This is a genomic window from Mammaliicoccus stepanovicii (assembly GCF_002902525.1).
Classification (GTDB): domain Bacteria; phylum Bacillota; class Bacilli; order Staphylococcales; family Staphylococcaceae; genus Mammaliicoccus; species Mammaliicoccus stepanovicii.
In genome coordinates this window covers 1-16,167 of the sequence record NZ_PPQZ01000062.1, presented here as the reverse complement: position 1 = coordinate 16,167, position 16,167 = coordinate 1, and the positions used below count along the sequence as shown (strand labels likewise).

Genomic DNA, 16,167 nt, shown 5'->3' with positions numbered 1-16,167 from the left:
AGATATACTAATGCAATATAAAGATGTTTCAAACATTGATATAGTATTAGTTGGCGGTAGATTTAGAGCAAAAACAGGTACATTTATAGGACATTTTGCTAATAAAATGATGGAAGACTTCCACGTTGCAAAAGCATTTGTTGGTGTTAATGGTATACATGGTGATAATTTGACAACTGCAAATGAAGAAGAAGGAAAAGGAATTCATATCATTTTAGAAAATGCTAAAAAGAAATATATTACTGCAGATAGTTCAAAATTTGGTGTACAAGCTTTATATAATTTCTATGATATAAATGAAGTAGACGCTGTCATTACAGATGATGACCTATCAGAGCATGAACGTGAAATTTATGGTAATAAATTAATATAATGGTTTCAAAACATAAGTAAATCGTACAACTTCTTTATATAAAAAGGAATTGTACGATTTTTTTGGTCTAAGTAGCCAGATTAGTGAATCTAGCAAAATAAAGTGCACCTAAGTAGCCAGACTGATAAATCTAGCAAAATAGCGGACGCCATATCCATGTTTCAACAAAAAATCAGGCAGAAACATCTGTGATGTCTCTACCTGATATCGTTTAATCTTCGTGTTTAACTTGAGCCCAACCTTGTTTAGTTATGGTGATTTTTCCAGTTTCTATCGTGATTAATTTTTGTTTGTATAGTCTACCGATTGCACGTTTGAAACTTGCTTTACTCATATTAAATACTTCTTTAATTGCTTCAGGATCAGATTTGTCCCAGAATGGTAATTCTCCATCATATTCAACTAATAAATCAAATATAACTTGTCCATCTTCGTCTAACCTTTCATGAGCTAGTGGTAAGAAAGAACCATTTAATTCACCATTTTCTTTGACTCCAATGATGCGAACATCTAATTCTTGACCAAGTCTTGGTTCATGTCTACGTTCAGATTCGTGTACGAAGATTTTGTACCCTTCATTAGATAATAAGAATGTTCCTATTCTTAATAATCTATATGGTCTAGCAGTAACGTGTGTATGTAATACTGATTCTTCAGCTGCTTTATACATTGTATCAACGATTGTTTCTGTTGCTAATCTTGCCCACATTTGGTTATTACTATCAATTCTTAATGTACAAAAAATCATATCGCCATTTTGTGGCCAAAGTTCTTTAACTTTAGGTAAATCTTCCCATGGGATAATGACTTCTCTAGGTAATCCTACATCTACTGCAGCACCATCTTGATCTACTCTTAATACTTTAACCCAATCATAACGATCTTTCGTTATAGTAGGCATGTTTTGTGTTGCGAAAAATTCTCCAGATCTACTTGGATATACAAAAAAGCTATAATCTTCACCGATTTCTAATTGATCATCTTCGTCGACTTCTGATGCATTCATTTTGACTTGTTCGCTATTTGGTCCAATCAAATGGTATGTTGACCCTTCTAGTCTATCCACTTTTAAAAAGTCTATGCGACCTACAAGCGTATCTTTATCTTGTGCCATGTTATTCTCCATTCTTATCTTATTCGTTATTATATTATAACACGCATCTTTACTTCATGAAACGAGATTCATTCTCTTCCCCATTTTTGTTGTAAATATGATATAATTCATCGATAGAAGTATTAATGAAAAGGAGTCATTTAATGTTACAAGTTACGAATGTCAGTTTACGATTTGGTGATCGTAAGCTATTTGAAGATGTAAATATTAAGTTCACACCAGGAAACTGTTATGGACTTATTGGTGCTAACGGCGCAGGAAAATCAACGTTTTTAAAAGTTTTATCTGGAGAATTAGATTCTCAATCTGGTCATGTATCTCTTGGAAAAGAAGAACGATTAGCAGTATTAAAACAAGATCACTTTTCTCATGAAGATGAAAAAGTAATCGACGTTGTATTAAAAGGCCATGAAAAATTATGGAAAGTTATGAAAGAAAAAGATGAAATTTATATGAAACCAGACTTCTCTGATGAAGATGGTATGCGTGCTGCAGAATTAGAAGGCGAATTTGCAGAAATGAATGGTTGGAATGCTGAAGCGGATGCATCAGTATTACTTTCTGGCTTAGGAATCAAAGATGCTTTACATGATAAACAAATGTCAGAATTAGAAAACAACCAAAAAGTCAAAGTACTTTTAGCCCAAAGTTTATTTGGAGATCCAGATGTTCTATTACTTGATGAGCCTACAAACGGTTTAGATATTAAAGCAATAGCATGGTTGGAAGACTTCCTAATTAACTTTGAAAACACTGTTATCGTTGTATCTCACGATAGACACTTCTTAAATAATGTATGTACACATATTGCCGACTTAGATTACGGTAAGATTAAATTATTCGTCGGAAATTATGATTTCTGGTATCAATCTAGTCAACTTGCCTCTCAAATGGCACAAGACCAAAATAAGAAAAAAGAAGAACGCATTAAAGAATTACAAGACTTTATCGCTCGATTTAGCGCAAATGCATCTAAATCTAAGCAAGCAACAAGTCGTAAAAAAATGTTGGATAAAATCGAGTTAGATGATATTCAACCTTCTTCAAGACGATATCCATTTGTTAACTTTACAATGGAAAGAGAAATTGGTAATGATTTATTACAAGTTCAAGGCGTTTCTAAATCAATTGATGGTAATAAAGTATTAAACAATGTTTCATTTACGATGAATCCGAATGATAAAGCGGTTTTAATTGGTGAGAGTGAAATAGCAAAAACTACCCTACTTCGTATTCTTGCTGGTGAATTAGAACCAGATGAAGGAACAGTAAAATGGGGCGTTACAACTTCACAATCTTATCTTCCTAAAGATAATTCAGAATTCTTCGAAGGTGTTAACTTAAACCTAGTTGATTGGTTAAGACAGTATGCCCCACCAGAAGAACAAACTGAGACATTCTTACGTGGATTCTTAGGACGTATGTTATTTAGTGGTGAAGAAGTTAAGAAGAAAGCAAATGTACTTTCAGGTGGAGAAAAAGTTAGATGTATGTTAAGTAAAATGATGTTATCAAACTCAAATGTTTTATTACTCGATGAACCGACTAACCATTTAGATTTAGAAAGTATTACTGCAGTCAATGATGGATTGAAGAACTTTAAAGGTTCATTGATATTTACATCATTCGACTTTGAATTTATTAATACAATTGCTAATCGTGTAATTGATATTAAAGAAGATGGCGCAATTTCTAAAGAAATTACGTATGAAGAGTACTTAAAAGACCAAGGTGTTTATAACTAAATACCTTGAATCACATATGATGATTAAATACAAAAGCAGCTAAAATTCTTAATTTAATTAGAATTTTAGCTGCTTTTTATTTATTGTTTAACCTTTTTAGTTCTGAATAAGAACATTCCAAGTCCTAATAAAACGGTAGAAATGAAAATGAAAGTCTTCGATTGATGTTCCCCAGTTTGTGGTAACACCTTTGTAGAATGTTGATTTTCATTTCTATGAATATTTTTTTGGTTTTGAATATCTTTATGTGTACTTATTTTAGATACTTTCAATATTGGTGCCACTTTAATATCAGATGTTTTATTCATTTTCTTTGTAACACGCAATAAATCAGGATCCAATTTTGGTAAATCACCTACAACAGGCGCATAACCAGGCACTTTCGTAATAACCAATTGGCTAGGATTCAATTCTGGTAAATCATCTACAGCAGGCGCATGATTAGGCACTTTCGTAATAACTAAATGACTAGGATCAAACTCAGATAAATCACCTACAACAGGCGCATAACCAGGCACTTTCGTAATAACCAATTGGCTAGGATTCAATTCTGGTAAATCATCTACAACAGGCGCATGATCAGGCACTTTCGTAATAACCAATTGGCTAGGATCAAATTCAGGTAAATCATCTACAACAGGCGCATAATCAGGCACTTTCGTCTCTAAATTAAGAGAGTCTAACTGATAATATTTAAATAATTGATTGAATTGTTGATGTAATGCCTTACTATCTATCTCATTTAACATATGCATTGCTACATATAAATCACTAACCTGTTTATAATATTTTTGATCTATATGACTGTTCATCAAAGTTGTATAATTTGTTAGATTTTCATTTATATAGTTTTTGAAGCGATTATAAGCTGTATCTTCATTTTCTTTGATAAGTCCAAATTGTGTAAAGATATATGTTGTTTGTTTAGTTTTAGTATTCAATTCTGGTATATCGAATCTTAATCGATCAGGTTCAGCATGATAAATAATTAATTTATCGCCATACTCTATTTTGAGATCTTGATTTCTAAGTTCGTTTGGTCTATTTTGATTGCCAATTAATGTTCTGACATATTTTAATTGTCCATCTTTAGATTCTACTTTCACATCCATATAAGTTGTTGAAAAATATACATGTGGGCTTTCTAGCTTGTCTTGTATAGACATAGTTTTCAACTGTGGATTATAATCTAAATTAAGATGTACACTATTTCCTAATCCTAACCCAGTAATATGCTCTTTATATCCAACAGATTGGACATTTAATGTTGGATATATAAGTGTTACAGGGTTTTCTTGAAGTTCACTAAATACAATATATGAACTGTTTGGTAAAGTACCATTTTCAGTATAAGGTGGCAGTATTTGATAAATTCCGACTGGTATATTGCTGAAATCAGCTCTACCATTAATTACTTTGCTAGTAGCAATTATGTTTCCATTGCTTATTAACGACACTTTAGGGTCATATTGTAATTTATGATGATTTAAATCTAATACAACTTGATTATGCGCGACTACCCCACTATCTTGTATCATTTCATTTGTAACTAATTCATGTTTATTTGCTAAATGGTGTTTACTTAATACTTTATTAATAGCATTCGTATTATGAGTTAATAAAGATAATGGATAAAGAAAAGGAAGCGGCTTAGCGTTGATGTTATTTTTTGTTGAATCTGAAATTTTTACTCCAAATAATTCTAAATATGGTATTACGTTTTTATTGATTCCCCAATATTGCGCTATATTATCATTTATAGATTTGTGATGAACAGATTCATGATTTGCTCTCATATATTGATTATATGATATAAAATCATCAACGCCTGTTCCTCTCAGCATTGTAGCCATGATATTTAATCGTTCTCTTAAACCTATCTTATTAAACGACATACTTTCTGGTGAAGACTTTAGTTGTTTAATCACATTTTCCTGGTATTTCTCTTGATTCCCATTGTATAACCAATCAAATTGTCTTGAGTCTATTGTAGATACGTATAAATTTCCGTATATATTATTCCATACTTCTGCTAATTCCATATCATCAGGTAATACTGGATCAACATTTATCCCATCATATCCATGTCCAATTTCATGTAGCATCAGCCATCCACGATAGAAATACGGCGTAATATGTTCGCTATTTGTACCTACTAATGAATATGTGTAATAGGCAGCACCATACCCCGTCTTATCTGCACGTACGAAATACTGCTGTTTACTATTTACATGTTCTGGCTGAGAATTATCTAAGCCAAGCCATTTATTATATTTAGTTAACACATCTTCGTAATAAAGTAATGTTTCATCTAATGATTTAAATATATTAGCATCTGTATTCGAATTTAAATTTGCAACAAAATCTCGATCAATTACTGGAATGAACATTTGAACATGTTCTGATTCGGCTATTGCAAAAGGAGCTTGAGATGTTCCCCACTCTTTATCAAATTGTTTTTTATCGTCATGTAATTGATAGTGTGGCATCTTGATTTTATTATCATTCTCAAAATAATATTCTAGATTGACACGTAAATCAGGTGTATGTGGTGTACGAATAAATAAACCTGCATCCTTTGGCGCACTAAACTGGTACCAGTTATGATCTAACTGCACATTTAATCGTCTATCATCTTTATTGGCAATTGTTACTAATTCGGCAGTGATAGATTTTTTGGGGATGATTTCAGTTGATCGTAAATATACATTGGTATTTGCTGGAACTGCAAATCCTAAGCTCTGGCGGATGTGATTTTCACCTCTATGTGTTTCGTTTTTACTTGTATATTGGCTTTGTTCTACTGTATTAACGTTTACTGTGTGTATCGAAGATGCTTGTGTTTCTCCTTGATCAGTACTACTTCTTGCAGTCACTTTATTATCATTTACTTGATTTAATTGTAGTGAATTGCTTTGAGTATTGTTAATATGAGAAGTGTTATTCAGAGTATTGCTGCTTTGGCTAGTTGTAATGTTAGGTTGATTTTGAGTTGTCTCATTTGAATCCTCGATTGTATTATCTTGAGCGAATGCAACATTCGATGATAAAAATCCAGTAAATAATATACCAAAAAATATTGTCTTCTTGTTTTTGTTTAAAGATATGTATGGTGTTGTTAATTTCAAAGATAGACCCCTTTTCATATTAAAGTAATAATATTTATTTTTTTATTATTCTATTATAATTTACATATAATGTCACTAATATTTTTCTTGAATTACAGAAAAACAAAATTAAATTATGATAAATATAATTTCGAAGGTTTACTCACAACTGTATTTTTAGAATTGTCGGAAACTTTTGAATAAATTATTAACTGGGGTTTACATCAATATTCATTCTATGTATAATGAATGCATACCAATTGAATATGTTTTGATGAGGCGCATCAATCATGAGTAACTTTTTCTATATGACTGCAATCTAGAGGAAGTGAAAGGGTGCGATGCCGAAACGTAATGTTTTTGCAGAAATATTATGTTGGACGTATAGGTTAAGAGCTAATTGTCTGTCATTATCTTTAGAATAATGGAGTGCATCACTTGTATATATAAATAAAAACAAGTTCGGATGCCGAACTTGTTTTTTTATTTATATTACGGCGTTGACCTCCCGATTTATAGGAGGAATTATTTTGGCACAAAGTGTATTGAAATTTGGCGGAACTTCCGTCGGAGATTTTAACAAAATTAAAAACATAGCATACATGTTAAAATCACGAATTGATAATGGAGAAAAATTAGTAGTCGTTGTAAGCGCTATGGGCAAGACAACGGACACATTGATGGAAAACATTGAGTCATTAACTACTCAACCGAAAGATGAGCATTTAGCAATGCTTTTAACGACTGGTGAACAACAAACTATTTCTTACTTGTCTATGGTACTAAATGATATTGGTGTTCGTGTTAAAGCGATGACTGGTTATCAAGCCGGTATAAAAACAGTCGGAACACATTTGAAAAGTAAAATTGCTGATATTGATTCAGAACGTTTCGAAAAAGCATTTGAAACAAATGACATACTCGTAGTTGCTGGTTTCCAAGGTGTAAATGATTTATTAGAAATCACTACTTTAGGTCGAGGTGGTTCTGATACTACTGCAGTTGCTATTGCATCGAGCATACAGTCATCATGTGAAATTTACACAGATGTTGATGGTGTGTATGGCACGGATCCAAGAATTTATCCTGAAGCAAAACTCTTAAATGAAGTTTCTTATGAAGAAATGATGGAGATGAGTGCTTTAGGGGCTGGTGTTTTAGAAACGAGAAGTGTAGAAATAGCTAAAAATCACAACATCCCATTATATTTAGGCAGAACATTATCAAATGTGAAAGGAACATGGATTATGCCACAAACAGAGATATTAGAGAAAAAAGCAGTTACAGGTGTTGCATTAGATACACATATGATTCATGTTACGTTAACATATCCAATGCAAAACTTTGTGTTATTACAAAATTTATTTGATTCATTAGAAGCACAATCAATGAATGTTGATATGATATCTCAAATTGAAAATCAACACGGATTACAACTCTCATTTACAATTAAAGATTCTGAAGTTGTACAAATCGAAGATATCATAGAACAGTTAATCATTGATTATCCACATCTTAAATATACAATGAAAGAGCATTACGCTAAGCTTTCTGTAATTGGAACTGGCATGAGAGATATGTCAGGTATAGCATCGAAAGCCTTCCGTACATTAATAAATAGCAATGTACATTTTTATCAAACGACAACATCTGAAATCAGTATTTCGTTTGTTGTTGATCGTGATTTAGGTGAAGATGCGGTTCGAATATTAAGCGAAGCGTTTAATATATAAATTTGAATATGGAGTGAATATTACAATGACAAAATTAGCTGTTGTAGGTGCTACTGGTTTAGTAGGAGAAAAAGTTTTAGAAGTTTTAGATAGAAAAAAAGTTCCCTTTGATGAACTCGTGATGTTTTCATCTCCAAGGTCTGCTGGGAAAGAAATTCAATTTCAAGGCAAAACATATATAGTTGAAGCGTTAACTGAAGAGAAAACGGATGGACAATTTGATTATGTCATCATGAGTGCTGGTGGATCGACAAGCGAAAAATTCGCCCCACTGTTTGAACAACATGGTGCTATCGTGATTGATAACTCTAGTCAGTGGAGAATGCATGATGAAATAGATTTAGTTGTACCTGAAGTAAATCAACCAACTTTAAATCGTAAAATTATTGCAAATCCAAACTGCTCAACGATTCAATCAGTTGTACCATTAAAAACATTACTCGATCAATATGGACTAAAACGCGTTGCATATACGACTTATCAAGCTGTTTCAGGTTCTGGATTAGCAGGACGAAATGATTTGTCTAATGGTGAAAAAGGAGAAGCACCTACAAATTATCCCCACCCTATTTATAACAATGTATTACCACATATTGATGTATTTTTAGAAGATGGTTATACAAAAGAAGAACAAAAAATGATAGATGAAACGAGAAAAATATTAGAACAACCGAATTTAAATGTTACAGCAACATGTGTCAGAGTTCCTGTTCAAGATAGTCACAGTGTTCATATTAATGTGACTTTAGATAAAGAAACAACTGTCGATGAATTGAAAGCACTATTTAAAGCTGATGAAAGAGTAGTATTAGTGGATAACGTTGAAAATAATGAATATCCATTAGCTATAAATTCAACTGGTAAAGATGAAGTTTTCGTTGGTAGAATTCGAAAAGATGATTCTTTAGACAACACGTTCCATATTTGGTGTACAGCGGATAACCTTCTAAAAGGCGCGAGTTTAAATGCAGTGCAAGTACTAGAACAAGTCATGAAATTAAATAATTAACAAATGAGGAGTGTCCAGTATGTCACATATATTTACAGGTGTAGGCGTTGCGATTACAACACCATTTACTAATGGAGATGTAGACTACGAAGCATTTGAAAATCATATAGAATTTTTAATTGAAAATGGAATAAAGAATATCGTAATTAATGGTACGACTGGGGAAAACCCTACCTTAACAACAGAAGAAAAGAATACGTTACTTGAACGCGGTATAAAGAAAGTAAATGGAAGAATACCAGTTATTGCTGGTACTGGTACAAATAATACTAAAGCGTCATTAGAAGCCTCTTTAAAAGCAAAAGAGCTTGGCGCAGATGCAATCATGCTAATTACACCGTATTATAATAAGACAAGTCAACGTGGTCTCATTGCGCACTTTACATCTATCGCAGATGAAGTTGAATTACCAGTTGTTCTTTATAATGTACCTTCAAGAACGAATATGAATATAGATATAGAAACAGTACTGAAATTAAGTGAACATAAACATATTGTCGCATTGAAAGATGCAACTGGTGATTTAGAATATGCCAAAACATTAAAAGCACAATTACCTAATGACTTCGCGCTTTATAGTGGTAATGATGATAATATGTACGAATACTACAAATTAGGTGGTCAAGGACTCATTTCAGTTGTTGCCAATGCCATACCTAAAGAAACGCAACAATTATATGAAGATGTTGCAAACGATGATTTAGTTAGTGCAGAGAAACTCAATACCGAAATATTAACACTACTCGATAGTTTAAGTGTTGATGTTAATCCAGTTCCTATAAAGTTATTAACAAATGAACTCGGATTTGGAAATTACGAAGTACGTTTACCGCTCGTAACGCTTGATGAGCAGGAAAGAACAATGTTAAAGCATTCATTCAAAACATTTAAAGATGGTGTTAAAATATGAAAATATTATTAATAGGTTATGGCGCTATGAATGCACGTGTTGCAAGGCTATCTGAAGAAAGAAATCATGAAATTGTAGGCGTGATTGTGAAAGATCCGTCTAAGGATTATCCCTACCCTGCTTACGATACATTTAATGTGGCACCAGAAGCAGATGTTGCAATAGACTTTTCTAATCCTGAATTATTATTACCTTTACTTGACGAAGACATTCAAATGCCATTAGTCATTGCTACTACAGGTGAAAAAGAACAAATCATAACTAAGCTACAAGAAAAATCATATAAATTACCAGTGTTTTTCAGTGCGAATATGAGCTATGGAGTTCATATCCTAAAAGAAATTATTCAATATGCAGTTCCATTATTAGAAGACTTCGATATTGAATTGTTGGAAAAACATCATAACAAAAAAGTAGATGCCCCTAGTGGAACGCTCGTACAATTATACGATGCTATTAAAGAAAAGAGAGACCAAACATATCCTATGTACAATAGACATGAAACGAATGAAAAACGCAATCCCGATGAAATTGGTATTAGCTCGCAACGAGGTGGTACAATCGTTGGTGAACATCAAGTACTTTTTGCTGGTCATGATGAAACGATTGAAATAAGTCATCGTGCACAATCAAAAGACATATTTGCTAACGGTGCAATAAATGTTGCAGAAACGTTAATTCATAAGGAAAATGGCTATTACACATACAATAACTTACACGAGGAGAGAAATTAAAATGGTAAAAGATTTTAGCGCACAAGAAATTATTCAATATATAAGTGAATCAGAGAAAGTAACACCATTAAAAGTCTATGTGAACGGACAATTTGAAAATGTAGACTTCCCTACTTCATTCAAAGTATTTGGGAGTGAATCTTCAAAAACGATATTTTGTGATGCAAAAGAATGGGATGCATTTTATCAAAGTAATCAAAGTATGATAACTGAATTTGTAGTGGAACAAGATCGTCGTAATTCAGCTATTCCACTCAAAGATTTAACAAATACAAACGCTCGAATTGAGCCAGGTGCATTTATTAGAGAACATGCTACTATTGAAGATGGTGCAGTTGTCATGATGGGTGCAACTATTAATATCGGTGCAGTAGTTGGTGAAGGCACAATGGTAGATATGAATGCTACACTAGGTGGACGTGCAACTACAGGTAAAAATGTCCACGTTGGTGCAGGCGCAGTTTTAGCTGGCGTTATAGAACCACCAAGTGCATCTCCAGTAATAATTGAAGATGATGTGTTGATTGGAGCAAATGCAGTGATTCTAGAAGGTGTACGTGTAGGTAAAGGTGCAATTGTCGCAGCAGGCGCTATTGTTACTAAAGATGTTCCTGAAGGTGCGGTTGTTGCTGGTACGCCAGCGAAAGTGATTAAACAATCAGCAGATGTACAAGATGGAAAGAAAGAAATAGTTTCAGCATTACGAAATTTAAATAATTAAACAATATATTTATTGGAGTCGCCAATCATAAAGATTGGCGTTTTCTATAAATAAGATAAAGGACTGATTTAATTGTCTGAAATAGAATTTGTTAAACAAACGAGAAGATATTTGCATCAACATCCAGAATTAAGTATGCAAGAATATGAAACAACGCAATTTATTGAAACATTCTTAAATGAATTGAATATTCCAAATGAACGCCCTATTGAAACAGGTATTATTGGATATTTAGAAGGAAATTCAAACAAAACCATTGCATACAGAGCTGATATAGATGCGCTACCAATACAAGAAGAAAATGATATACCATACAAGAGTCAAGTTGATCATGTCATGCATGCTTGTGGACATGATGGACACACAACAGCACTCATGTTATTTACACAAAGATGTAAAGCTTTATATGATCAAAACGCACTACCACATAATGTTGTATTTATTTATCAACCTTCTGAAGAAACAGAAGCGGGAGCTAATAAACTTATACAATCCGGCGTGTTTGATAAATACAATATAGATCAAATTTTTGGTGTTCATATTATGCCTTTCGAAGATGTTGGGACAGTATCATTTAAAAACGATGAAATCACTGCAAGTGCAACAGAATATCGATTTTATTTAGAGGGTTTATCTAGTCATGTTGCGAGTAAAGAAGAAGGTAGAGCTGCGTCTGAAGCATTAATGCATGTTCTAACTCAAGTAAGTCAAATACAACAATTTCATTTAAATGGATTGAATCGTAATATTGTACACATTGGACAATTTAATGTTGGAGAAGCAATCAATACTGTTCCACAAAACGGCTACCTAGAAGGAACGATACGTACTTACGATACTAATGATTTAAACATTATTAAAGAACAGATGCAAAAAATATCACAAAGCGTTCAACTATTATATGATGTAAAGTGCAATGTTAAATTTGCTGAAGGTTATCCCCCTACTATAAACGATAATCGCTTGTATGAACCTGTAAAAAAAGCTTTAATCAACACGAATTTAAAGATAAATGAATTGGAAAAGCCCTATTTATTTGGAGAAGATTTTAGTTTTTATCGTACGTTAGCACCAAGTTACTTTGTGTTTTTTGGAACTAAAAATATTGAAAAAAATTATATTTACGGACTTCATACTAATAAGTTGAATTTTGATGAAGAAGTATTAATAAGAGTTGCTGATTATTATATGGCATTATTGAATCAAGGAGAGATAACTTAATGGTTGCACGAATTACAATAGATAAGCAAAAATTTATAAACAATGTAAAAAAAGTGATATCAGATCAACCTATTATGGCAGTTGTTAAAAATGACGCATATCACTTTGGATTAGAATTTACGGTTGAATCGTTTATATTAGCAGGAATTAATTCATTTAGCACGACTTCATTACATGAAGCTATTAGAATTAGAAAAATGAATAAAAATGTTAATATATTCTTGATGAACGCTTCTGTAGAATTTAATACTTTAAAACAATATAATATTGCGATGACACTACCTTCTCTTAAATTTTATTATGAGCATATTGAGTCAATACAAGGCGTTAAACTTCATCTTGAATTAGAAAATTTATTACATCGTTCTGGACTTAAAGATCAATATGAAATGGAAGAAGTGATCCGTCATAACAATAACCTTCCACAAGATAAACAAGCAATAATTGAAGGTATTTGGACTCACTTTGGATATGCAGATGAATTTGATGGAAATGAATATGAAATTGAAAAAAATAATTGGCTAACTTGCTTAAACTACATGATGACGTTAGATTATACATTTAAATTTATTCATGCTCAAAATAGTGCAAGTTTTGTTAGAGAAAATGGTATATTTGATCATCATACACATGCTCGATTAGGTATTATATTATATGGATCTAGACCATACAGCACACTTGCACCTTCGACTACTGAACAAAGTTTTACTGTTACAGCTAATGTAATACAAGTTCGTTCCATAAAAAAGGGTGAAACATGTGGTTACAGTTTTCAATTTACTGCAAAAGAAGACTGTAATATAGCTGTTGTAGATATCGGATATGGAGATGGTATATTAAGAACACGTTCTAAGCATGATGCTTTGATTCATAATACAAGGTACCCTATCCGTGGTTTGATGATGAGTCATATGTTTGTAGAAGTGGATGATACTGTTAATAGCGGTGATTTAGTCACATTATATAGTAATGATATAAGAATAGATGAATTTACATTTAAAGGTGTTGGTGCAAACTCAGAGCAAATCAGTGCTTTAAATCACCATTCACTTATAAAGGAGATTAAATGATGACAGTTGAATATAATGAACAAGGCGTATTAACAATGGGTGGTGTTTCTTTAAAAACAATAGCAGCTAGTTTTGGAACACCTACTATCGTTTATGATGAAGAACAAATAAGAATGCAGTGTAGAAGATTTCACAGTGCTTTTAAAGAAAGTGGATTGAATTATAATATCTCATACGCATCTAAAGCATTTAGTAGTATACAACTCTTTAAATTAATGGAAGAAGAAGATATGGGATTGGACGTCGTATCTGAAGGAGAATTATTCACAGCTCTAGCAAGTGATTTTGATCCAAGTAAAATACACTTTCATGGGAATAACAAGACAGATGATGAAATAGAATATGCAATAGAAAGCGGCGTAGAATATTTTGTTATTGATTCATTGGATGAAATTAATAGAATTAACCGAATTGCACCTAAACCTATTAAAGCTGTTTTAAGAGTAAATCCAGGCGTTGAAGCACATACACATGAATTCATTCAAACTGGACAAGAAGACAGCAAATTTGGCTTGTCTATTAAACATGGCTCAGCACTAGAAGGTGTTCGTGCAATAGAATCATCCGATAAAATTGAATTCAAAGGAATCCATTTCCATATCGGTTCTCAAATATTCGAGGCAGATGGTACAATTAATACTATTCAAATTGTTTTTGAATGGTTAAAGACGAACGATATTCAAATAGATATACTGAATCTAGGCGGTGGTTTCAGCATAAGGTATACAAATGAAGATAAAAGCTACCCTATCGAAGACGGCATAAAAAACATCACCAATGCGATTAAAGCTAATAGTGAAAAATACGCAATGGATATACCTCAAATTTCGATTGAACCAGGTCGTTCAATTGTTGGTGAAGCGGGAATTACGTTATACAAAGTTGGAACAATTAAAGAAATTCCAAATGTGAATACATATGTATCTATAGATGGCGGAATGAGTGATCATATTAGAACAGCCCTATATGATGCTAAATATGAAGCATTATTAGTAAATAGAAATGATGAAGAAACACAAGATGTTACAATAGCTGGTAAACTATGTGAATCAGGCGATTTAATAGGAAGAGATATGGCATTACCTAAATCAACAAAAATAGGAGACTATATCGCAATACTTTCAACCGGAGCTTATCATTATTCAATGAGCTCTAATTATAATCAAATGTTAAAACCATCCGTCCTATTCGTTAAAGACGGTAAAGCGAAAGAAATAATTAAACGACAATCATTAAAACAACTTATAATGAATGATGTTAAATAAAAAAAATAAAGAATACTTAGCAAATTTAAGTATTCTTTCACTTTATTATCTTGAGGTCTGTATAACTAGAGCGATGAATCTAGCCAAATAGCGGACATCTAAGTAGCCAGAATTAGTAATCTAGCCAAATAGCGAAGGCCTAAGTAGTCAGAATTAGTAATCTAGCTTTTTTAAACATTATCTAAATAATAGTATCTGGGTTTCTCCACATTATATTTGAAATATTTATCACAGACGCGCTTTATGGTATATATATTTTTAGCTCTACACCAATTAGTACCCTCTGTTACCGTAAATTGTTCTCCTTTACAGAAATATAATTCCTTTAAATTAAATAAATACAATGATTTTCTATCTAATTTCCGTTGGCAATGATTACAATAAGTATAAACTTTATTATCCTCGTATTTAATACATTCAATTTGATGACATTTATAACATTTAAGTCCAGGATTAATATAATTGAAAGGTATCTTGGTTATATTTTGATAAAATTGAGAGAAGTCACTATGGGCCTCTTTAAATATTTGGAAAATTTTACGATTTTCTTGAGGCTTGTAATTTGAGAACATATTTGATAGTTTGTACAGTTCTGTTGGCATTAAACTGTTAATATTTGAAGGTAATGGAGATTTTAATGTGAATGTCGGATGAGTGAATACTAAAAATGATTTTAATTCTCTGTTGATATAATTTTGATCCATAATTTGTTGAATTTCGTGATTTGCTCGTTCGATTTGCTGAAATGGTGTTGAGAATATATTTCCGTGTGAATTTGTAAATTGATTGTCTCTTATGTAATAATCACCTGAGTAATGCTTTACTTCAAAATGATAAATACTTTGATCTGAAATGACTAAAAAGTCAATTTGAACTCTATTTTTAAAATTCAAATTCAGGTTATTAATGTAAAGTATATTGTGTTGTTTCTTTAAAAGTTGTTTGAAGTAAACTTCACCTTCTAGTCCTTTTATAAATTGTTTCATTTCACTATTTAACTGTGCTATTTCATATCTATTTTGAATGGCTATTAAATAATTTTGAGTTGTCATTTATACATCCCCTTCAATATTTAATAACAATATTATAATATGATTCTCCTCATTTATAAATAGAAATATTTAATATAGCAAGAATTTATATCTACCTTCAAACAGAAAGAAAC

Annotated in this window: 13 protein-coding genes and 1 riboswitch; of the genes, 10 read left to right on the top strand and 3 right to left on the bottom strand. The window is 32.0% G+C overall.

What is annotated here, in order from left to right; translation table 11 throughout:
- On the top strand, positions 1-373 hold a 373-nt coding region (locus CD111_RS12765; RefSeq protein ID WP_477381175.1), incomplete at its 5' end, for a DeoR/GlpR family DNA-binding transcription regulator.
- A gap of 211 nt (positions 374-584) precedes the next feature.
- Here CD111_RS12765 and CD111_RS09155 read toward each other — a convergent pair.
- Entirely contained in the window at positions 585-1,487 is a 903-nt protein-coding gene (locus CD111_RS09155; RefSeq protein ID WP_095088063.1) for a CvfB family protein, read from the bottom strand.
- Between the two features lie 143 nt (positions 1,488-1,630).
- On the opposite strand from CD111_RS09155, the gene CD111_RS09150 reads away from it, so the two are divergent.
- Positions 1,631-3,232 (top strand): ABC-F family ATP-binding cassette domain-containing protein, encoded by a 1,602-nt coding sequence (locus CD111_RS09150; RefSeq protein ID WP_095088061.1) that lies wholly within the window; start codon positions 1,631-1,633, stop codon positions 3,230-3,232.
- Positions 3,233-3,312: 80 nt separating this feature from the next.
- On the opposite strand, the gene CD111_RS09145 is transcribed toward CD111_RS09150, so the two are convergent.
- Positions 3,313-6,360 (bottom strand): putative mucin/carbohydrate-binding domain-containing protein, encoded by a 3,048-nt coding sequence (locus CD111_RS09145; protein ID WP_158245690.1) that lies wholly within the window; start codon positions 6,358-6,360, stop codon positions 3,313-3,315.
- 245 nt (positions 6,361-6,605) lie between these two features.
- A riboswitch (Lysine riboswitch) is annotated at positions 6,606-6,782 on the top strand.
- Positions 6,783-6,869: 87 nt separating this feature from the next.
- On the opposite strand from CD111_RS09145, the gene CD111_RS09140 reads away from it, so the two are divergent.
- The 8 genes from CD111_RS09140 (at position 6,870) to lysA (ending at position 15,002) form a co-directional block, all read left to right on the top strand.
- Entirely contained in the window at positions 6,870-8,072 is a 1,203-nt protein-coding gene (locus tag CD111_RS09140) for an aspartate kinase (protein WP_095088058.1), read from the top strand.
- A gap of 25 nt (positions 8,073-8,097) precedes the next feature.
- Positions 8,098-9,081, top strand: a complete 984-nt coding sequence (locus CD111_RS09135) for an aspartate-semialdehyde dehydrogenase (protein ID WP_095088057.1) — start codon at positions 8,098-8,100, stop codon at positions 9,079-9,081.
- Between the two features lie 19 nt (positions 9,082-9,100).
- Positions 9,101-9,991, top strand: coding sequence for a 4-hydroxy-tetrahydrodipicolinate synthase (gene dapA, locus CD111_RS09130; RefSeq protein WP_095088055.1), 891 nt, complete (start codon positions 9,101-9,103; stop codon positions 9,989-9,991).
- Complete coding sequence (dapB, locus tag CD111_RS09125; RefSeq protein ID WP_095088054.1) at positions 9,988-10,725, top strand: 4-hydroxy-tetrahydrodipicolinate reductase; 738 nt, start codon at positions 9,988-9,990, stop codon at positions 10,723-10,725. Before dapA ends, dapB begins: the two co-directional genes overlap by 4 nt.
- A 1-nt stretch (position 10,726) precedes the next feature.
- Positions 10,727-11,446 (top strand): 2,3,4,5-tetrahydropyridine-2,6-dicarboxylate N-acetyltransferase, encoded by a 720-nt coding sequence (gene dapD, locus CD111_RS09120; RefSeq protein WP_095088053.1) that lies wholly within the window; start codon positions 10,727-10,729, stop codon positions 11,444-11,446.
- A gap of 72 nt (positions 11,447-11,518) precedes the next feature.
- A complete protein-coding gene (locus CD111_RS09115; RefSeq protein WP_095088051.1) occupies positions 11,519-12,667 on the top strand; it encodes a M20 metallopeptidase family protein in 1,149 nt (382 codons plus the stop codon).
- A complete protein-coding gene (alr, locus tag CD111_RS09110) occupies positions 12,667-13,737 on the top strand; it encodes an alanine racemase (RefSeq protein ID WP_095088050.1) in 1,071 nt (356 codons plus the stop codon). Before CD111_RS09115 ends, alr begins: the two co-directional genes overlap by 1 nt.
- Complete coding sequence (gene lysA / locus CD111_RS09105; protein WP_095088048.1) at positions 13,737-15,002, top strand: diaminopimelate decarboxylase; 1,266 nt, start codon at positions 13,737-13,739, stop codon at positions 15,000-15,002. Before alr ends, lysA begins: the two co-directional genes overlap by 1 nt.
- Positions 15,003-15,172: 170 nt before the next feature.
- Here the strand turns inward: lysA and CD111_RS09100 are convergent, their stop codons facing one another.
- Entirely contained in the window at positions 15,173-16,054 is an 882-nt protein-coding gene (locus CD111_RS09100; protein ID WP_095088047.1) for a nuclease-related domain-containing protein, read from the bottom strand.
- Between the last annotated feature and the right edge of the window lie 113 nt (positions 16,055-16,167).

Bases quoted from the DNA above. Each gene is read 5' to 3' on its own strand.
- CD111_RS09100 (WP_095088047.1), bottom strand. From the start codon at position 16,054: ATGACAACTCAAAATTATTTAATAGCCATTCAAAATAGATATGAAATA.
- alr (WP_095088050.1), top strand. From the start codon at position 12,667: ATGGTTGCACGAATTACAATAGATAAGCAAAAATTTATAAACAATGTA.
- dapB (WP_095088054.1), top strand. From the start codon at position 9,988: ATGAAAATATTATTAATAGGTTATGGCGCTATGAATGCACGTGTTGCA.
- CD111_RS09135 (WP_095088057.1), top strand. From the start codon at position 8,098: ATGACAAAATTAGCTGTTGTAGGTGCTACTGGTTTAGTAGGAGAAAAA.
- dapD (WP_095088053.1), top strand. From the start codon at position 10,727: ATGGTAAAAGATTTTAGCGCACAAGAAATTATTCAATATATAAGTGAA.
- CD111_RS09155 (WP_095088063.1), bottom strand. From the start codon at position 1,487: ATGGCACAAGATAAAGATACGCTTGTAGGTCGCATAGACTTTTTAAAA.
- CD111_RS09150 (WP_095088061.1), top strand. From the start codon at position 1,631: ATGTTACAAGTTACGAATGTCAGTTTACGATTTGGTGATCGTAAGCTA.
- dapA (WP_095088055.1), top strand. From the start codon at position 9,101: ATGTCACATATATTTACAGGTGTAGGCGTTGCGATTACAACACCATTT.
- lysA (WP_095088048.1), top strand. From the start codon at position 13,737: ATGACAGTTGAATATAATGAACAAGGCGTATTAACAATGGGTGGTGTT.